The organism is Kiritimatiellia bacterium, from assembly GCA_028715905.1.
Classification (GTDB): domain Bacteria; phylum Verrucomicrobiota; class Kiritimatiellia; order JAAZAB01; family JAAZAB01; genus JAQUQV01.
Window position 1 is genome coordinate 1 of sequence record JAQUQV010000043.1, and the last position, 19,406, is coordinate 19,406.

General features: G+C 57.0%; 18 protein-coding genes. 2 read left to right on the plus strand and 16 right to left on the minus strand.

Going from position 1 to position 19,406, the window contains the following annotated elements; translation table 11 throughout:
- Positions 1–69 precede the first annotated feature (69 nt).
- From PHP98_08720 to PHP98_08740, 5 genes are all read right to left on the minus strand, one after another.
- On the minus strand, positions 70–1,719 hold the full coding sequence (locus PHP98_08720; protein ID MDD5483715.1) for a lipopolysaccharide kinase InaA family protein: 1,650 nt from the start codon (positions 1,717–1,719) through the stop codon (positions 70–72).
- 82 nt (positions 1,720–1,801) lie between these two features.
- Positions 1,802–3,037 carry a beta-ketoacyl-ACP synthase II gene (fabF, locus tag PHP98_08725; GenBank protein MDD5483716.1) on the minus strand — a complete coding sequence of 412 codons (1,236 nt, stop codon included), beginning with the start codon at positions 3,035–3,037 and terminating at the stop codon, positions 1,802–1,804.
- Positions 3,038–3,139: 102 nt separating this feature from the next.
- Entirely contained in the window at positions 3,140–3,379 is a 240-nt protein-coding gene (gene acpP, locus PHP98_08730; protein ID MDD5483717.1) for an acyl carrier protein, read from the minus strand.
- A gap of 58 nt (positions 3,380–3,437) precedes the next feature.
- Positions 3,438–4,181, minus strand: a complete 744-nt coding sequence (fabG, locus tag PHP98_08735) for a 3-oxoacyl-[acyl-carrier-protein] reductase (protein ID MDD5483718.1) — start codon at positions 4,179–4,181, stop codon at positions 3,438–3,440.
- Positions 4,182–4,273: 92 nt separating this feature from the next.
- Positions 4,274–5,059: an MBL fold metallo-hydrolase gene (locus PHP98_08740; protein MDD5483719.1), complete on the minus strand. Its 786-nt coding sequence runs from the start codon at positions 5,057–5,059 to the stop codon at positions 4,274–4,276.
- A gap of 147 nt (positions 5,060–5,206) precedes the next feature.
- On the opposite strand from PHP98_08740, the gene rpoN reads away from it, so the two are divergent.
- Positions 5,207–6,634: an RNA polymerase factor sigma-54 gene (gene rpoN, locus PHP98_08745; GenBank protein ID MDD5483720.1), complete on the plus strand. Its 1,428-nt coding sequence runs from the start codon at positions 5,207–5,209 to the stop codon at positions 6,632–6,634.
- Between the two features lie 138 nt (positions 6,635–6,772).
- Entirely contained in the window at positions 6,773–7,987 is a 1,215-nt protein-coding gene (locus tag PHP98_08750; GenBank protein MDD5483721.1) for a peptidylprolyl isomerase, read from the plus strand.
- A gap of 97 nt (positions 7,988–8,084) precedes the next feature.
- On the opposite strand, the gene PHP98_08755 is transcribed toward PHP98_08750, so the two are convergent.
- From PHP98_08755 to PHP98_08805, 11 genes are all read right to left on the minus strand, one after another.
- Entirely contained in the window at positions 8,085–9,140 is a 1,056-nt protein-coding gene (locus PHP98_08755) for a DUF933 domain-containing protein (protein ID MDD5483722.1), read from the minus strand.
- 14 nt (positions 9,141–9,154) lie between these two features.
- A complete protein-coding gene (locus PHP98_08760; protein ID MDD5483723.1) occupies positions 9,155–10,759 on the minus strand; it encodes a hypothetical protein in 1,605 nt (534 codons plus the stop codon).
- A gap of 148 nt (positions 10,760–10,907) precedes the next feature.
- Positions 10,908–12,113, minus strand: a complete 1,206-nt coding sequence (locus PHP98_08765) for an AsmA family protein (GenBank protein ID MDD5483724.1) — start codon at positions 12,111–12,113, stop codon at positions 10,908–10,910.
- A gap of 20 nt (positions 12,114–12,133) precedes the next feature.
- Entirely contained in the window at positions 12,134–13,453 is a 1,320-nt protein-coding gene (locus PHP98_08770) for a pitrilysin family protein (GenBank protein ID MDD5483725.1), read from the minus strand.
- Between the two features lie 21 nt (positions 13,454–13,474).
- Positions 13,475–14,197 carry a 1-(5-phosphoribosyl)-5-[(5-phosphoribosylamino)methylideneamino]imidazole-4-carboxamide isomerase gene (gene hisA, locus PHP98_08775; GenBank protein MDD5483726.1) on the minus strand — a complete coding sequence of 241 codons (723 nt, stop codon included), beginning with the start codon at positions 14,195–14,197 and terminating at the stop codon, positions 13,475–13,477.
- 10 nt (positions 14,198–14,207) lie between these two features.
- Complete coding sequence (gene hisB / locus PHP98_08780; GenBank protein ID MDD5483727.1) at positions 14,208–14,798, minus strand: imidazoleglycerol-phosphate dehydratase HisB; 591 nt, start codon at positions 14,796–14,798, stop codon at positions 14,208–14,210.
- Between the two features lie 8 nt (positions 14,799–14,806).
- Complete coding sequence (gene hisC / locus PHP98_08785; GenBank protein ID MDD5483728.1) at positions 14,807–15,865, minus strand: histidinol-phosphate transaminase; 1,059 nt, start codon at positions 15,863–15,865, stop codon at positions 14,807–14,809.
- A complete protein-coding gene (gene hisD, locus PHP98_08790) occupies positions 15,866–17,179 on the minus strand; it encodes a histidinol dehydrogenase (GenBank protein MDD5483729.1) in 1,314 nt (437 codons plus the stop codon).
- Between the two features lie 120 nt (positions 17,180–17,299).
- Entirely contained in the window at positions 17,300–18,052 is a 753-nt protein-coding gene (locus PHP98_08795; GenBank protein ID MDD5483730.1) for a hypothetical protein, read from the minus strand.
- Positions 18,049–18,540, minus strand: coding sequence for a biopolymer transporter ExbD (locus PHP98_08800; protein MDD5483731.1), 492 nt, complete (start codon positions 18,538–18,540; stop codon positions 18,049–18,051). Before PHP98_08800 ends, PHP98_08795 begins: the two co-directional genes overlap by 4 nt.
- Positions 18,537–19,238, minus strand: a complete 702-nt coding sequence (locus PHP98_08805) for a MotA/TolQ/ExbB proton channel family protein (GenBank protein MDD5483732.1) — start codon at positions 19,236–19,238, stop codon at positions 18,537–18,539. Before PHP98_08805 ends, PHP98_08800 begins: the two co-directional genes overlap by 4 nt.
- Between the last annotated feature and the right edge of the window lie 168 nt (positions 19,239–19,406).

Consider the following 19,406-nt stretch of genomic DNA (forward strand, 5'->3'; position numbering starts at 1 on the left):
GAATAGACAGGGGCGGGCCGTCATAGGGCATTTTTGGGGAGGCCTTCGGGTTAACCAGCGTGATTTTCATCAAGTGTTTCCGGGAAAAGCATGACGGCGCAGTCTGGGGGGAACCCGGTTGTTATAAGCCGCAAAAAAGGAATCAACTTCGGTCTTGTCCGTCCAGCCGAGCGAAGCCAGCGAATTTCCCACGCGCATCAGATCGCGCCCGGTCCGGCGCCGGGTGATAAACGGCAGTTTTCTGACTCCATCCAGATCCACGGCGCAGAGCATCCAGGGGTTTTCTCTGGAACACATTACGTTTTCATGTTTAAAATCGCGGTTTGAATAGTTATGGCGGTGAAAGTCCGCCATTAAAACTCCATAGGCCGCCATGACTTTCGCGCGCGTTGCGCGATCGCCCGTTTTTTGGTTCAGCCAGTCCGTCAACGGTTCGGCGTTTTGGACTTCGCTGACGATCATGGCTTCCGACATCAGCAGTCCGAACCGGCGCGAGGCCGACCAGGCCAGCACGGGGGGGGTGGGCAGGCCGGCTGCGGCCAGCCGTTGCGCCAGCAGAAACGCGCGCCGGCTGCGCGCGCGCTTGAAGGCAAACCGCAGGCCGTTCATGAAATTTTTCGGCCGGTATTTTTTCAACACCAGCCCGTCTTTGCTGGCGACCCGGCAGCCGGGGTATGATTTCAGTGTCCGGCCGCCGGAAAAAAGCTCCTCGCCGGCCCGGAAGAAAGCTTCCAGTTTACCGGAGGCCGCCGGAAGAATGCGCCATGTTTGGCCGTGGATTTGCGCGGGTGAGCCGGTTTGCCCGTTTTTCCAGAGCGCGCCAAATATCAAAACGGCGAACAGCGGGATCACCGCCGGCGAATCCATGAAATCATTTCTTTTCCCCAGCCAGCTTGCCGCGGCCGCCGCCGGATTCAGCGCGGTAAAGTGGGAATGGAGTTTTATGGTGAAAACCCAGGCGGCATGCGCGCCGACGCTCATCCAGATTGTCTGCGTGCGCATGACGAATGCGCAGAGGACCAGGCCGAGCAGGGCGAGGTTTACGAAGCGGATTATTTCGGAAGGGGGAGGAAGAAAGCTGGCGAAGGTCGCCGCGGTTATATTGAGCGTGATGGCTATGAATGAATCGCCGTGAAAAGCAGCCTGGGCGGGGCCCGCGAAGTGCGCGGCGGCAAAAACGACGCTGATAACCAGGGCGGCGGTCCAGAGATTCCAGGCTCGGGCAAAAACGCGGAACATCATGCCGCGGCAGATGGTTTCTTCCACCAGCGCAACGGAAAGGCCGGAAGCGGCAAACAGCAATACCAGACCGGCCAGATGCGCGGGGGCGGCTTGCATGGGCTTGAAATTATGCAGTCCCAGGACAATCGTCGCGGCCGCCATGCTTCCCAGGGTTATGAACCCGAGCACAACGCCCTGCAGAAAATTGATCCCGCCGCGGCGCGGCAAACCGGCTGTGTCCCGGGTCCAGCCGCAATCTTGCCAGCCCCTCCAGCCGAATTTTTTAAGGAGCAGGATGCCGACCGCCACCGCGCCTGCCAGAAGAACGCGTCGCATTATCCGTTCGCCGCCCTTGTCCATCAAATAGGTTCCAAAAGGGGTGTCGGCGTATTGCGCCAGATTGACAATCCCAAGGGTTATTACGGCTGAAATCCAGACGAACAGGACGCATGCGCCGACGACCAGCCAGGCAAGACGGATTGTTTTAACGGCTTTCACGTCTAAGATTGGCGGACGGCGTTCCGCGGGCGTCAAATGGTTTTTTATCTGTCCCGCGCCATCCGCTCTGTGCTGTTTGCGCTTATACTGCCCGGAAGGCAAGCGTGGCGTTATGGCCTCCGAACCCGAGTGAGTTGCTCAATGCCAGTCTGATCTTTTTTTCCCGGGCCGTGTTGGGCACGTAGTCCAGGTCGCAGTCCGGATCCGGGGTGGTATAATTGATTGTGGGCGGAACCACGCTGTGCCTGATGGCGAGGGCGCAGACCGCGGCCTCCACCGCGCCGGCCGCCCCGAGCAGATGGCCGATCATGGATTTGGTGGAACTGATCATTACCCGGCGGGCGTTTTCTTCACCCAGAGCTTTTTTTATGGCCAGCGTCTCGCACTTGTCATTGAGCTTGGTGCTTGTTCCGTGGGCGTTGATGTAGTCAACGGCGGCGGAGTTTTCATGGGAATCTTCCAGCGCCATGGTTATGGCGCGCGCGCCGCCGCTGCCGTCTTCGGCCGGGGCCGTCTCATGAAAGGCGTCGCATGTGGCGGCGTAGCCGGATAATTCGCAGTAGATATTGGCGCCGCGCCGCCGCGCGGACTCATATTCTTCAAGAATTAGGATGCCCGCTCCATCGGACATGATAAACCCGTCGCGTTCGGCGTCAAAAGGGCGGCTCGCTTTTTCCGGCTCGTCATTGCGCGTGCTGAGCGCGCGCAGGGCGCAGAACCCGGCGAAACCGAGCACGCACACGCTGGCGTCGGAACCGCCCGCCACCATGATGTCGGCGTCGCCGCGCTGGATGATGCGGAGCGCGTCGCCGATGGCATGGGCGCCGGTGGCGCAGGCGCTGACCACGGCATAATTCGGCCCTTTCATCTGGAAATCAATGGCAATCAGTCCCGCCGCCATGTTGCTGATCATTTCGGGTATCATGAAAGGGCTGCACCTTCCCGGCCCTTTTTCAAGGAGAAGCTTGTATTGGATTTGGAGGGTCTGCAGTCCGCCGATGCCGGAACCGACGATCACCCCGGCGCGCTCGGAATTTATTTTAGCGCAGTCCAGCGCGGAGTCTTTTAAAGCCAGCTTGGCGGCGGCCAGGGCGTATTGGCAGTACAGATCGGTCCGGCGTTGTTCCTTTTTACTTAAGAAGAGGTCAACGTTGAAATCCGTTACCTCGCCGGCGATTTGCGATGGGTAGGGTGAAACGTCAAAACGGCTGACCCGGCGGACGCCCGACGCGCCGGAGACGTTTTTCTGCCAGAAGCTCCGCAGGTCGCAGCCGAACGGGGTGACTAATCCTATGCCGGTGATAACAACTTTACGCATTTAGTGATAACCGATAATTGACGTTTCAGAACGACGGTTTTTGGTAAAAAGGCCGGGTAACTTTCGGAAGTTCCCGGCCTTTTCCAGATAACAACGGCGGCATTAACCGCCAAAGCCCTTTTCCTTGAGGTAATTAATTACCGCGCCGACGGTCGTCAGTTTTTCGGCTTCTTCGTCGGGAATTTCGGCGCCGAATTCCTCTTCAAACGCCATGACCAGTTCAACGGTATCCAGCGAGTCGGCCCCCAGATCCTCAATAAACGAGGCTTCCGGAGTAACCTGTTCGGCATTTATTCCCAGTTGTTCAACGATTATATCACGCACTTTATCTTCAAGCGCCATTTTTTCCTCCTGTTTTTCCGCCGTTGTTTCCACGTCCGGTGGAGAACAGCGGCCTAATTTACATTACCATTCCACCGCTGACGTTGATGACGTGACCGGTGATGTATGCTGATTCGCCGCCGGCCAGAAACAGAACCGCATCGGCGACATCATCGGGCCTGCCAAACCGTCCTGCGGGAATGGCCGCCAGCATTTTTGTCCGGATATCTTCCGGCAAAACTTCCGTCATTTTAGTCGTAATGAAGCCGGGCGCAACGGCATTGACGCGAATATTCCGCGAAGCCAGTTCCTTCGCGGCTGATTTCGTCAGGGCAATTACCCCCGCTTTTGAAGCCGCATAATTACACTGTCCCGCGTTTCCAATCAAGCCGATAATTGAGGCTAAATTAACAATTGCGCCGGAACGTTGTTTTAACATGATTTTTGCGGCGGCCTTGGTGAATAGAAAAGTCCCTTTCAGGTTAATATTCAATACGGCGTCCCAGTCCTGTTCCGACATTCTCAAAAGGAATCCGTCGCGGGTTATGCCCGCGTTGTTGACCAGAATGTCAATCCGGCCGAAATCGCTCATGACCGCTTCAACTGTTTTCTGGACGTCTTCCCCCCGGCTTACATCAACCGCGTAGCCGGCGGCCCTGCGTCCTTTTGAAGCGCAGGCCGCAAGGCTTTCATCCAGCCATTCGCGGTTCAAATCGCATAATGCGACATCGGCGCCCGCCTGCGCGAATTTTTCGGCGATTGTCCGCCCGATGCCGCGCGCCGCGCCGGTAATCAACGCCACTTTCTTTTCAAATCCTTGCATTTATTGTCAAACCATGGATACGGGTTAAAAGTAAAACGGGGGCGAATATAGCAGAAAATCGAAATTAGTCCAGATTTTGTTTCATATTTATTTCATTTTTTCTCGTCGGTCCAGATTTCGCTGATCTGGTTTGCAAAAGTGACGCTTACCTGAATGTTTGCCATTCCGCGCCGGGCCAGCGAGTTTTTAACCTCTTTTAACGCCAGTTCCGGCCGGTTGCAGTCCCGGCTGATATGGCACAAAAACACCTGCCTGAGCTCAGGCGAGGCCGTTTCCGCGATTATTTGCGCCGCGCCGGCGTTGGACATATGTCCCTGTCTTCCCGCAATGCGCTGTTTGAGCATCCAGGGCCGCCGCGCGCCCGAGAGAAGCCCCTCATCGTGGTTGGCTTCAATGATCAGCGCCTGGCAGCGGCGCAGGTGTTCCCGGACGAGATGGGTGGCCGCGCCGATATCGGTGACAATCCCCACCTGCGTGTTTCCGCCGGCCGCGATGAAACCGACCGGCTCATAAGCATCGTGGGATACGGGAAAGGGGGTAAAGGTAAGATCGCCGATTTGGAAAGGCATCCCGGTGGAAAAGGTCTGCCACTGCAAATGGCGCATTTTGGCGTTGCGGCGGATGGCTTCAATCGTGCCTGAATTGGCGAAGATTTTGAGGTCGTAGCGCCGTTGCAGCATTGCCAGCCCGGCGATATGGTCGGAATGCTCATGGGTCAGGCAGACCGCCGAGATCGTGGAAAGAGCAACGCCGATCTGCTCAAGGCGCCGGGCGGTTTCTCTGGCGCTTAAGCCGGCGTCAATCAGCACGCGTTCCCGGCTTGTCCCGACAAAAATGCAGTTGCCGGAACTGCCGCTGGCCAGAATGCATATTTTCATGGTTGGTGGCGAATATAAAATTTACCGCAGGCAAAGGCGAGCATATTTACCCGATTCCCCGCGTTTGTTCCAGAAAAATCCGCCGGTTGCCTCAAAACAGCTTGAATCTGATATTCAAATGGTTATTATTTTCCCGGAAGGATAATTATGCTCAACAATCCGGGATTGACTTTAAGGCAGGACCAGCGCCAGCTGCAGGTTCTGGCGCCGCAATTGAGGCAGTCGCTGGAACTGCTCCAGGTTCCCGTGCTTGAATTGCGCGCCTTGATCCAGAAGGAACTGCAGCAGAATCCGGTGCTTGAAGAAAAGGGCGATGATTCAATTGCGCTGGACCCGCAGTCGGCGGACGACACGCGGGTGGACGCCAAAGAGCTGAATTTCAAGGAAGATTTTGAAGTTTTGATGCGTTTGGACAGGGAAACCCATGATTACTTTCTCCAGGAATACGAGCCGTACAACGCCGCCGCCGAAAAAAAGCGGGATTATGCCCTGGAAGTCCGCGCGCCGGACGAATCCCTCCAGGAGCATCTGGCCAAACAGCTTGCCATGCTTGAAATGTCCGACCGCGACCGCCGCATCGGCGAATTGATTATCGGCAGTATTAACGAGGAAGGTTATCTGACCCAGAGCATAGAGGAGCTGGCCGTTTCGGCGGGGTATGAGGCCGAATGTTTATATGATGTCCTGGCGGTCATCCGGGATTTTGACCCCGTCGGCGTCGGCGCGCGCGACCTCAAGGACTGCCTCCTGCTTCAACTGCAGCGCTTCGGCCACGATTCCTCCCTGGCCGCGCGGATTGTCAGCGATCATCTGAATCTCCTTGCGGCCAGAAATTACGGCGAAATGGCGCGGGCGCTGGGCGTCGCGGACGATGAAGTCCGGACGGCCGCCAAAATGATTGCCACGCTTGATCCAAGGCCGGGACTGGCGTTCGGCGGCGAAACCGCGCCGTATATTTTTCCGGAGATTTTCGTGGAAAAGGGGGAAAACGGTTATCATGTGGTTTTGAACGACGAGCGCATCCCCCGCCTGCGCATCAGCCGGTATTACCAGCAGTTGATGTCCGGCGCGCAGAGCACGGAAGAGGTCAGGAAATATATCATGGAGAAGGTCAAAGGGGCTCTTTTCCTGATGAAGAGCATTGAACAGCGCCAGCATACGCTGCGGCGGGTTGCCGTGGAAATAATCAAGGTTCAATCGGATTTTTTTGATTCCGGCGTCGCTTTCCTGAAGCCGCTGACCATGTCGGACGTGGCCCGCCGGATCGGATTGCACGAAACCACGGTCTGCCGCTGTGTGGCCAATAAGTTCATGAAAACCCCCCGCGGGGTCTTTGCCATGAAATATTTCTTCACCCCCGGTCTTAAAACCAGCGACGGGCATCTCGTCTCAAACAAGGCGATCCAGGACCTGGTGGCCGGGATGGTGGCGGAGGAAGACCCGGCGCATCCTCTTTCCGACCAGGAAATCTTTGAACGTTTAAGCGCCCGCGGATTGCAGATTGCCAGGCGCACGGTGGCAAAATATCGCCTGGCTCTCAAAATACCCCCTTCCCATATCCGCCGGTCAGGCTGAGGCCCGGCCGCCGGACACGGATCTTGCAGGCGCATTGAATTTAATGCTGGATTGCATTTGACAAACCCGCCGCAAAAGTCCATCTTATCCGGAAGTAAACGCTGGGGAAACGACCTGTTGATTAAAAAAGGAGATTCCATGAAGATTGCACGAATCATGCTCTGCGCCGTTTTTGCATTGGCGGTATTCGGAACCATGCCGGCGCTCGCCGCCAAGGAGGCCGAAACATCAAAACCCGACGCGGTGAAAGCCGGGGAGGACGCATCCTTGAAGTCCGAAACAACAGCGGAAACCGCCCGGACGGAACCGGCCGAAACCGCGGAAAAAACCCTGCCCCTCGCGCCGGAAACGGTCCTGGTCAAGGTTAACGATCAGGACATAACCCAGGCTGATTTGGACAAAGAGCTTGGCCAGATCCGGAAAATGATGGAGGGGCGCGGCATCCCCCCGAAACAATTTGAAGCCATGATCAAAGGCGTAAAACCCCAGATCATGGAGGGCATCATTGTCCGCCGTTTGATTGCCGGCGAATGCGAACGCGAAAAAATCGCCGTAACGCCGGAGGAGACAACCGGGGAAATAAATCTGTTCCAGACGAGCCTGCCGAAAAAAACCACGCTTGATGATTTCCTGAAAAAAAACAACATCAGCCGCGATGCTTTTGAACAAGACGTCAACGAGCAGATTAAGATTGAAAAGCTGCTGAAAGTTTCCGCGCCGACCGACGAGGAAATCAAAACCTATTATGATGAAAACAAAACGTCCCTTTTTGAAACGCCGGAGACCATCAATGCCCGGCATATCCTGATCGCGATTGACGCAACCGACGATGATTCTGCGAAAAAATCCAAGAAGAAAAAAGCGGAAGATTTGCTTAAGAAACTGAACAAGGGCGGCGACTTTGCCAAGCTGGCCGAGGAAAATTCCGATTGTCCCAGCAAAGCAAGGGGCGGCAGCCTCGGCGATTTTCCGCGCGGCAACATGGTGCCGGCTTTTGAAGAGGCCGCCTTTTCGTTGAAGACCAATGAAATCAGCGGGGTGGTTGAGACCGAGTTCGGTTATCATATCATCCAGACCATCGCGCATAACCCGGCGCAGACCAAGCCGTTTGAGGATGTCAAGGGCCAGATTGCTTTCCGCCTGAAAGGCAAAAAAGTCCAGGAGAAGATGGGCGCGCTGGTCGCGCAGCTCAAGGACGCCGCCAAGATTGATTATACCAAGGAAGGCGAATCGCTCAAGCCGGCCCGTTTGCCCGCGGGAATGCCCTTTATGCCGGCCGGAGGGAAAGAAGAAGCCGGAACCGCGGAGCCCGGCAAGGAAAAATCCGGCGAGCCCTCCGCCGATAAGAAATAATTTTCCTGGCGCGGAAAATTTTTGAGTTTTCCGGGGGGCTAACGGGCTCTCTGCGGATAGCTAAATAGCAACATTTTCGGCCGGCGGACCTCGCGGTTCACACGTTGAAACGGAAGTGGCAAATGTCGCCGTCCGCGATCGCGTAGTCGCGTCCTTTTACCTGCATTTTTCCCCGGGCTTTGGCGGCGGCTTCGCTTCCGGCGGCGATTAAATCGTCGTATTTGATGATTTCCACGCGGATAAATCCGCGCTCAATATCCGTATGCACTTTCCCGCCGGCCTCCGGGGCCAGAGCGCCCTTGCGGATTGTCCAGGCGCGCACTTCGTCTCCGCCCACGGTGTAAAACGACATTAAACCGAGCGCATCGTAGGCCGCCTGATTGAGGCGGTCCAGTCCCGACGATGAAACGCCGATCTCTTTGAGGTAGTCCAGCCGTTCCGCCTGATTTTCCAGCGCCATTATTTCCTGCTCAATCCGGCAGGAGATATTGAAGATATTGCCGGTCTGTTGATGGACTTGTTTCCCCAGCTGGTCTTCATTTACGTTATAAGCCCAGATGACCGGCTTCAGGATAAGGAGGGCCAGGCTTTTGATTGAGTCCGATTCCTGCCTGTCCAGGACGGGGGCGCAGAGCCGCATTTCCTTTTCAATCGTTCCCTTGATTTTCAGCAGTGTTTTTTCCTCCTGTATCTGCCGCGGGGTCTGGCCGGCCTTCTTTTCGCGTTCAATTCTTTCCAGCCTTTTTTCAATTATTTCGAGGTCGGCCAGAACAATTTCCGATTCCAGGGCGTTACGGTCGCGTTCCGGATTGACGTCGCCGAGTGGGTGATAAACCGCGTCCGATGAAAAGGAGCGGATCAATATGCAGAGTAAATCGCATTTGCGCGCGCTCTCCAGCCAGGCGCGCGCGGCGCCCGCCGAGCCCGGGGGCGTAAGGTCGGGGCAAAGGACAATAATGTTTTCGGCGTATTTGACGCGCTCGGGTTTGAAAAGACCGGCGAGCGCGTCAACCCGCGGGTCGCGGATCGGCGCGATACCTTCCAGCGCCTCCCCCTCTTTGAGCGCGATGGACCCGTCCTGTTTCCTCCCCGTCAGCAGGGAGAAAAAAGTTTTTTTTCCAGATTGAGCAAATCCGAGCAGTCCGACTTTCATTTTATATACACAAATCACCGCCGTCCCGGAGCGGCCATTCGGCGGTACAGGCGCAAGTCGGTCGCGGCTTGGCCGAAATGAGGGATTGTTTCCAGAAGTTCGTAACGGCTGTGAATGATTCGCTCAAAACACGCTCTGTCGTCCGGGCGAAGCGGCGTGATTTGCGGGGACTGAATCGCAAAGGCATAACCGCTGAGCGCAGCCAGGGGCGCGCCGCAATTCCGCAGCAGTTCCGCAAAGAGGTTGCGGTTGAGCACGTTCAGTTTTTTCGCCTGTTCGTCGGTCAAATCCGGGAAATAACTGAATTGCCCCATTTCAAGGCCGGGCGGCAGGGGCCGGCCGGATTCAACCGCCAGATAGGGGTCCTGGGTGAGAAGAAAGTCCTCAGGGTTGGTGAGCGCCCGGACCCTGGCGGCGGTCTGCCGCAGTTTGACGAGGGGGGGCTGATTCCTCGTTTTCCACCAGATCAGTTCGCGGCCTTCAATAAACCAGTCCTGGTTGACCGGAGAGGAAACGGCCGCGGCGCAGGAAAGAACCAGCGCGGTTAATACCGCAATTGTTCCGGCGCGCGCCGGCAAAACGTCAATAACCATGAGCGTTACGGCGGTTGCAAAGAGCGGATAAACGAAAACCTGGTAATCGTCGTAGGGAAAAGGGGCCGCCAAATGAAGCAAGCTGACCGCAAGGGCGCTGAGCCAGACACAGCGCCGCAGGAAAGAAGATATCGGAAAATCATGCGCCGCTTCCCCGGCAAAATCGTTTTTCCGGAACCGTTTTGCCGCCAGCGCCGCCGCCCAGAAAACAAAACAGACAAAGTAAGCCTGGAGAAAGCGCGATATGAAACCGGCTTTGAACGCCATGGCCTGCAAAAAACCGTTTTCGTCCCGGAGGGCGTGGTAACTGACGACAAAATAAATGAAGTTGGCCGCGCATTGCGCGAGGAAAGGACCAAAGACGGAAATGGCCGTAATTATTCCGCCGGCGGCAAAGTAAATCCAGGCCGGGAAGAGGAATTTTCCACGCTCCAGCCATAACAGACAGAAAATAACCAGCGGCACAACCGCGGCCGAGGAACGGACTCCGGCCGCCAGAACGAATAAAGCCGCCGAAAGCGTCAGCGCCATGACCCGGCGGCGCGCAAGCGCGTGATGAAGAGTCAAAAACCCGCCTATCAGAAACAGAATGGTCAGCGAATAAGTTTTAACGACCGTGCAGAAATAACCCTGGTAAATATTCACCAACGCCAGGATAAAACAAAGGATAACGGCCGGGCGCTTCTGTCCGGGACGCGCCAGTCTTCCGGCCAGCCATGCGGCCAGGATGGCGCCGGCCAGCCCGAGCGCGCCGGTAAACACCCGCCCGGCCGCCAGGCCGCCCCACTTGACGAGGGGGTCGGCAAGCGCGTAAACAAAGGGCATGACCGGCCCTTGCGTGAAAGCAAAGTCGCGGTACGGTATTTTGCCGGAAGAGATAAGGCCGGCCGCGTAGAGATACCAGCCCTCGTCCTGGTTCAGGTTGCCGAAAATCAGGCCGGCGGCCATGAGGCCGAGCGCGGCGAGCAGGGCGGCCAGGCCGCAAGGTGCCAGCCATGGTCCCCCGGCGGCAGCGCCGCCATCCAAAATAAACGGCCGACGGTCCATTGTTGATGTTGTGAGCTTCTCCGCAAAACCGGCCTGCTCCGCACTGGCTGCGCAGGCTGGATCATACGCCTGCCCAACCGCGCGCTGTGCGCGGCCCGGGTTCAAACGGAACGGTCAAACCGCGTTTTTATTTCTCCGCACCACCGAGTATATCGCCGAACATGCTTTTGATTTCTGATATTTTCGGGGCGGGCGTTTTTGATCCGGATTTATCGTTTTGTTTGCCGTCTTTTTCCGGATTCTGGGCCTTTTCCGTCTTGGAATCAATTATGCCCTGGAGGATGGAATTGACGGTGTCCTCGCTGGTCATTGACTTGAAAAAGGCTTCGGTGACGTTAATCTGCGGATTGGCAAGGGGGCCGCTGACCGGAACAATAATATTGAGTGTTGCGGGCATGGGAATGCCGCCCATTTTTTTGGCCTTTTCCTCGGTCGGGACAATATTGCTGAGCTTGAGACGCAGCACGGATTTTTCGGGATCAAACCGGCCTTTGCGGCAGACGAGATTTATCGTTCCGGAAGCCTTGCCTTCTTTGAGTCCGATGTTTTCAATGAATTCCTTGAAGGTTTGCAGGTCTAACGTCTGCATGGAACCGGAGAGATCAAAGGAAACCGTTAACGGGTCGGCGATCGGCGATATCCTACCGTTTAAATCAAAGGCGCATTTTCGTCCGTTTTCCAGGATATTGCCGTGGAGGTTGATTATTCCGGAAAGCGAATCGTCCAGGCCGTAATTGGCGATGTTGCTCAATTGCAGTTCCGTTTCAATCCCGAGCTTGAAGGGCTGGCCGACTTGCCAGTCAAAATAATTCAGCCGGGCGGCCATTTCCATTTTTTTGACGATTATATTCGGAAAGGAGGCCCGGTCCGAATCGGCTGCGTCTTGCCCGGCCTCGGCTGCGCCCCCGCCGCTTCCCGCCGGCCTTTCCGGGGACTGCATGGCGTTGAGAAGCGGGTCCAGGTTGAGCGCGCCGTTTTTGTCGCGGACAATGGTCAGGGAAACGTTTTTGAGAACGGATTTTTGAATGTCGGCGCCGCCGGTCCTGAAAAGCGCGGGTAATCCCACTTTTAACCCGCAGTTTTCAATGGCGAGCATGGCCGGTTCGTCAAAACCGGGCGGATTGGCCACTTGAATGCCATGGATATTAAGCGTTCCCCCCAGAAGGTTGACGCTGATGTTGCGGACGGAAACATCCGTGTCATATTTCGTTTTGACGGCCGGCAGCACCCATTTGCGGAGGGAATCGGTCAAACCGTAGGCGAGAAAGAACTGGAGGCCGATTACGAGGATGATGCACAGGATTACCGCGGCTAAAATTATTTTTTTCATCATTGTCTTGCTCCGTTATTTTTTTATGAAAGCGCCGCCAGCATCTGGCTCATGATTTTATGGTCCGTTTCGGATACTCCGGGCGAGAGGATGGCGAGCGTCGCCAGCCGGTCCTTGAAAACGGCCGCGGCGGTTTTCTGCACATCTTCGGCCCGGACCGCGGCCACGGCCGCCACGATCTCTTCCGGCGGGATGACCGTTCCGTAGTTGAGGATGTGCTCGCCGAGCCACATCATCTGGCCGAGCGGGCTTTCCAACGCCAGCCGCAAATGGCCGACGATATATTCTTTTGCCAGATTCAATTCCTTGAGGCCGACTTCTTCGTCCTTCAGTCTTTTTATTTCCCGCAAGACCAGTTCCACGGCTTTTTCGCGGCGGTTTTTATCCAGGCCGGCGTTGATCACCAGCGCGCCGGTTTCGGCGAAAAGCTGCATGCCCGAACTGATGGAATAAGCCAGGCCGTTTTTCTCGCGGATGGTCTGGAACAGCCGGGAACTCATATTTTCGCCGAGGATCACGTTGAGTGCCTTGAGCGCGTAGCGCCGTTTGTCATGGCGCCCGAATATCCTGAAACCCAGCGCCATGTGCGTCTGTTCTATTTCCCGTCCTTTTAGCGCCATGTTGCGCTGGGGAACGGCGGCATTGACGAGCCGGTAGGATGGGGCGCGGGCCGGCCGGACGTGCCCCACTTGCTGCGCGGCTTTTTTAACGCATTCATCGTGGTTCACCTTGCCGGTGAATGTGAGCACGGTGGATTCCGGCACGTATTTTTTTCTTTTGAAGGCGATGATCTGTTCGCGGCTGATGTTTTTAAGCGTCTCCGGCGAGCCGATCAGCGGCCGCCCGAGTTCATGGTCGCGCCAGAGGTTTTCAATCAGCATTTCCTGCACGACGTGTTCGGGCTGGTCGCGGTACATCATGATTTCTTCCGCGATCACGCCTCTTTCCCGGTCAATGTCAGCCTGGTCAAACCGGGGATGCAGGTACATGTCGCTCAGGATATCAAAAGTTTTCCAGGCGTGGTCGTAGGCGATGCGGGCGTAGTAGCAGGTGCTCTCCTCCTGGGTGAAGGCGTTGCAGATGCCGCCGCGGCCTTCAATGGCCCGGGAAATGTCGCGCGCTTTTCTCCGCTCGGTTCCTTTGAAAAGCAAATGTTCAATAAAATGGCTGATGCCGGAGAACTTGGCGGATTCATAACGTCCGCCCACGCCGACCCAGACGCCGACGGCCACGCTTTGCACCCGGGGCAACGCGGCCGTTACCACGCGGATGCCGTTACCCAGCCGGGTTTCCCTGGTTTCCATCATTGTCAAATCGGACGGCGGACATGTTGTTTTTGGCATCATTTTCTCCCGATAAAACCGTTATTCGTGCAAAATTGAAAAGGGGATTTTTCTTTCATAAAGCGCTTTCCCCACGATAATACCTGTTAAATTTTGCAAAGCAAGCGCGCGCAGTTTAATAATATCGTCAACGCATGACACTCCGCCGGAGGCGATCACGCCGCATTTGACGCGCCGGCACAAGTCCGCGATTCCTTCCAGGTTCGGCCCGGTCAGCATGCCGTCCCGGTGCGTATCGGTGTAAATCAGGGTTGCCACGCCCATTTTGTCCAGCCGGCCGGCCAGGTCGGCGGCCTTCAGGGCGGTGGTATGCGTCCATCCCCTGGTCTGGACGAGACCCGCGCGGGCGTCAATGCCGACGGCCAGTTTTGACTTGAATTTTTGTATGAGCGGTTTGACAACGTCGTCGGACTCGCAGGCCGCCGTGCCGATAATCGCCCGGCTGACGCCGTTGTCCAGCAAGCGCTGAATCTGGGATGCGGTCCTTAATCCGCCGCCGGTCTGCACCGGAATTTTTACGGCGGCGGCGATTTTCAGGATAATTTTGCTGTTCACCGGCTGGCCGCAGCGCGCTCCATCCAGGTCCACCACGTGCAGACACCCGGCCCCGTCGTTTTCCCATTGCCGGGCGGCTTTTACCGGGTCTTCGGCGTAAATTTTTTCTTCGGCAAAATTCCCCTGCCGCAGCCGGACGCATTTTCCGTTGCGGAGATCAATGGCGGGAATGACCATACAATTCGGCATAGATGAAATCCTACAAGCGCCCCTTGCTGGAAGGAATGTTTTTCTCTTTTGAGTCGCGGGCAACTGCCGCGCGCAAAGCGAGCGCCAGGGCCTTGAACATGGATTCATAGGCGTGGTGCGGCTCGTGTCCGTACAATTGGTCAAGATGCAGATTCAGCTTGCCCTGAACGCAGAAAGCCTGCATGAATTCGGCGATCAGGCCCAGGTCAAATTCAAGGATTTTGCGGCGCTTGCTGGCGACGCGATAAACCAGGAACGGCCGCCCGCCCATGTCAACCGCGGCGCGGCTGAGGGCCTCGTCCATGGGGGCGTAGGCGAAACCATAACGCCGGATGCCCCGCCTGGTTCCGAGCGCCTTGTTGAGGGCCGCGCCGAGACAGAGGCCGATATCCTCCACCGTATGGTGGAAGTCAACGGCCAGGTCTCCCTGCGCCTTGAGAGAAATATCGCAAAGCGAATGGCGCGCCAGAAGCGTGAGCATATGGTCCAGAAACGGCATCCCGGAATTGATCTGCGCCGTTCCTTCGCCGTCCAGATTGAGCTTTATGCTGATTTTCGTTTCCCGGGTTTCCCGGCGGATTTCCGCTGTCCTTTTTTTCATTTTATTTTTCACTCCCCACGTTCCTTATCCCCGCGGATGGCGGGGATTGCTTTCAGCAGCGCGTTGATCTGGCGGTCGGTGCCCACCGTGATCCGCAGGAAATCGCCGGTTTTCCTGCCGGCAAAATGGCGCACCAGAATATTCCGGGCGCGCAGCCGGCGGTAGAGGGTTGCCGCGCTTCCGGAGGGTTTGGCGAAGACAAAATTGGCGTCCGAGGGCAGGACCGTGAATCCCAGGGCGGCGAGCGAACCGGAAAGCCGGCGGCGGGAGGCGATGATACGCCGCGCGTTGGCGCGCATGTAAGCCTGGTCCTTGAGGGCCGCCATGGCCAGCGCCTGGGAAATTCTGTCAACATTGTAGGAATCCTTGATTTTGAAAAGGGCGGCAACCAGTTCCCTTGCACCGACGGCGTAGCCGACCCTCAGGCCGGCGAGCGAATACGACTTGGAAAGCGTTCTGAGGGCCAGGATGTTTTTCAGTTTCAGCGCCAGGTGCATGCAGTTTTCGCGGGCAAAGTCAACATAGGCCTCGTCCAGGACAACCACCCCGGCAAAACGCCGGCAGAATCGGGCCACTTCTTGCCCGGGATAAAGAGCGCCGGTCGGCGCGTTGGGGTTGGTCATGTAAAAAAGCCCGGCCTTGCAATCAACCGGCATCCGCCACTGGAAGTTTTTCCCCGGACGGATAATTCTGCTCCTGACATTGCGAATGCGCGCCAGAACCGGGTACAGAGAATAAGATGGCTCAAAAAAGGCGATCTGGTCGTTGTCTTCCGCAAACGCCCGCGAGCAGAGGGCCAGGATTTCGTCGGACCCGTTGCCGACAAACACGTTTTCGGCGGAGCATTTATGCAGGCGGGCGATGACGGCGCGCAGTTCTTTGCATTCCGGGTCCGGATAACGCCGGAGCATGTCGCCGTCAATTTTTTGCAGCGCCTTCATAACGGCCGGGGAGGGGGGGTAGGGGTTTTCGTTGGTGTTCAGCTTGATCACGGCGGGATCCGCGGGCTGTTCGCCGGGGACGTAGGCGGACATTTTCCGGATGCAGTTTCTGATGAGCGCGCTCATTTATTTGAATCGGATCAGGGCGGAATTGACGTGGGCATCCATGTTTTCGGCGCCGCCGACGGTTTTTATGATTTCCAGCGTGTTAAGGAGGTCGGCCCGGGTGAAGGCTATTACGCTGGTGCGTTTAAGAAAATCGTCGGCGGTCAGCCCCGAGAACATTGCCGCCGTGCCGCCGGTCGGTAAAACGTGGCTGGGACCGGCGGCATAGTCGCCCGCGCATTCAGGGGAATACGGGCCGATAAACACCGCGCCGGCGTTCCGCACTTTTTTAAGCCAGTTGCGCGGCTCCCGGACCATGATTTCAAGGTGTTCCGGCGCAAAACGATTGCACAGCTCCATGCCCGCGTCAAGCGTGTTGACCGTAACCAGCATGGTCCCGTTCGCGAGCACTTTCCCGATGGCGGCGCGCCGGCCCAGATAATTTATCTGTTGCATGATTTCATCGCGGACGGCGGAGACAAGCCTTTCCGACGGTGTAACCAGCAGTGTTTTTTCAAAACCCGTGCCGTGCTCGGCCTGGGAAAGCAAGTCGGCGGCCACGGCTTCCGGCGGCGCGGAATCATCAGCCATAATCGCGATTTCGCTTGGACCGGCCACAAGATCAAGGGCCACTTCCCCATAGACCAGGCGCTTGGCGGCGGTAACGTATTGGCCGCCTGGTCCGACTATTTTCTGGACTTTGCCGATGGTCTGTGTGCCGTACGCCAAGGCGCCGATCGCCGGAACGCCGCCGATCTTGTAGATTTCGGTTGCCCCGGCCATTTCCAGCGCCACCAGCAGGAAAGGATTCATTTGGGACGGGGAGCCGACGGGCGAACAGGCGGCAATCTCGGGCACGCCGGCCGCTTTTGCCAGGGTGGCTGTCATCAAAGCCGTGGACACGAGAGGGGCCTGTCCGCCGGGAATGTAAATGCCGACCCGTTCCAGAGGCGCGAATTGTTCGCCCAGCATGCCGCCTTTCGGCGAAGGCATGAACCAGTTTTTTTTCATTCCGGCCCTGGCGAAGGCCATGATCCGCCGGTGCGCTTCGCGGACCGCCGCGATAAAGGTGTTGCCCGTTTTTTCGCGGGCTTCATTCATTTCCCGCGGGCTGACCCGCAGGGAGCCGGCGGTGAGATGGCAGGCGTCATATTCGCGCGCAAAACGGATCACGGCCCCGTCGCCTTCCTGCCGGACGGCATTCAGGATTTCCCGCGCCGATTCCTCCGCTTTGCGGTCAATGGCCGGCCGTTTGAGAAAGGCGAGGACGCATTCCGGCTGGTTATCCGGCGCCCATTTGGCGGTTTGAATGTTTATTGATTCTTCCGCTGACATTTTGCTTTCAGATTTGCCGTTTCCGGCTGACAACCAAATCCATTCATACAATAAGGCCGTTTCCGAAAAGATCAAGTTTCAAATGGGGAGCGGGAGGCAAGAAAGCATCCGCAAATGTTTTCACTGGCAGGTTATGGTCACGGCGCCTTCGCCGGCCTGCGCGGGGCAGGCCGGGCGGAGTAGGTAAAGCCTTTTGACGATTTCCCGGCAAAGGTCCGGCGCACAACCGGATGGTTCGGCCAATACCTGTTCAACCTGTCCGTCGGCGTTGAGGCGTATTTCCGCGCGGATGGACCAGGGTTTTTGTCCGCCGAAGGGGATAATATCCTGAAAATAGTCCGGCTTAATAGGATAATTTTTCAATCCGCCTTCAAGTTCAACGTAAAGTTTCGCCTGTTTTCCAGCCGCGCCCCGGGCGCTGTTTTTTGCCTGTTGATCCGGCCGGCCGGCGGCATGGAAACGCCGTTCCGGTTCAGGCGCGTCATGCTCAATTTTTCTCTTCCGCACAGGGGGGGGCTCGGCGCCGTTTTTGCCCGGAGCCGCGGGGAAAGCCGGGATCGGGAGATTTTCCGGCGGAATAACGTCCGGGGGAACGGGGCGGCCTTTCTCAGACGGCATGGCGGGCAGGCGATTGTTTCTTGACGAGGCAAAAAGATCGGGCGCATAAAGCGCGCGGATTTCCGCGATTTCGTTGCTTTCCACAACCGGCATGCCGGATCTCATGGCGTATCTGATCTCTGCCGGCCCGGCGACCGGGCAAGCCGGGGGTGCGTTTTTCTCAAGCAGGAGAATGGGAATTGCGAGGAGGGAAAGCGCAATAGACGCAAGCAGGGCCGGCCAGAGGAAGGGCGACAAGCAGGGCAGTTTTTTCATGGCATGAATTCTTCGCCGAAAGTCGGCCGGACCGAGAGAAAAATATTGCTTATCCCGGCGGCGGCGGCCATGTTCAGGGTCCGGATGATGGTGTCGTAGGGAACACGCAAATCGGCCTCAATCGTGAGCGGCATGGCGTCGTCTTTGCCGGTTGAAACGCACAGGGCGTTTCCCAGCGCATCCAGCGGCACGCGCTCGTCGTTATAAAAAACAAGCCCTTCCTGGGTCAGGATCACCGCCCGGGAACTGTATAACGCCCCCTGTTGAAAACCGCCGACCGGCAGCTGCACTTTAATGCCCGGCTTCAGAACAAAAGCGGAATTAAAAACGACAAAGAAAAATATCAGCAGGAAAACGTTGAGGAACGGGATCAACCCGAACGGATGACGGAACAAGCGCGAGTTCAGGCGCATTTTCCGCCAGCGTCGTCCGTCCATTTGCGGTTTGTCGGCATTGCCGCCCGCTGGGTTGCCGGGTTCATGGTTCATAATTCAATTTCCGCGGCCGCACGGTCGCAACAATCCGCGTCCCGGTCCGGGGCGCCCGGCTGCGGATTTTTGTTATTGCCGTTTTGCCCGGCGCGCAGGCCGGACAAAAAGCCGGTGGTTTCATTGGCGGTCCGTTCCATGTCCAGGATAATCGCCGATGCCTTGGAGACTAAAATATTGTGGGCAAAGTATGCAAAAATCGCCACGATCAACCCCGCGGCGGTCGTGGTTAATGCCAGCCAGACGCCTCCCGCCAGGTCGGCGGCCGGCACAAGGGGGGATTTCTTTTGAATGGCGATAAAGACCTGAATCATGCCCGCGACCGTGCCGAGCAGGCCGAGCAAAGGGGCGAGGTGGGCGATGGCGGACAGCGTGGCGAAATGGCGTTCCAGGCGGGCGATTTCCGTCAAGGCCGCCGCGTCAATTGCCCGCTCTATGGCAGTAAGCCGTTGGTTGAAATGCATGATCGCCGTGCGCACGAGGTAGGCCGCCGGTCCGGGCGTTTCCTTGCAAATGGTCAGGGCTTCGGAAATATTATGGCGGCTGAGAATATTGAATATTCCGTTCAAAAAGTCGTCGGTTTTAATCTGCGCGCGGTGGATGTGAAACCAGCGCTCAAAAAAAATACCCAGCGCGGCCAAACCGCCAAGCAGGATCAACCACAACAACGGGCCGCCCTGAATCAGGATTTTTTCCATTGTGTCTCCCCAACCCGGCTATGCCGGGTGATAATTTTTTAATACAACCTTGTGACAACAAGGAGGTTCATTATGCAAACAGCATTTCTTGAACGGCATACCGAGGACATTCTCGGCGCCTATTCGTGTTTTGACCGGATCATCATCCAAGGCGCCCTGCCCGACATT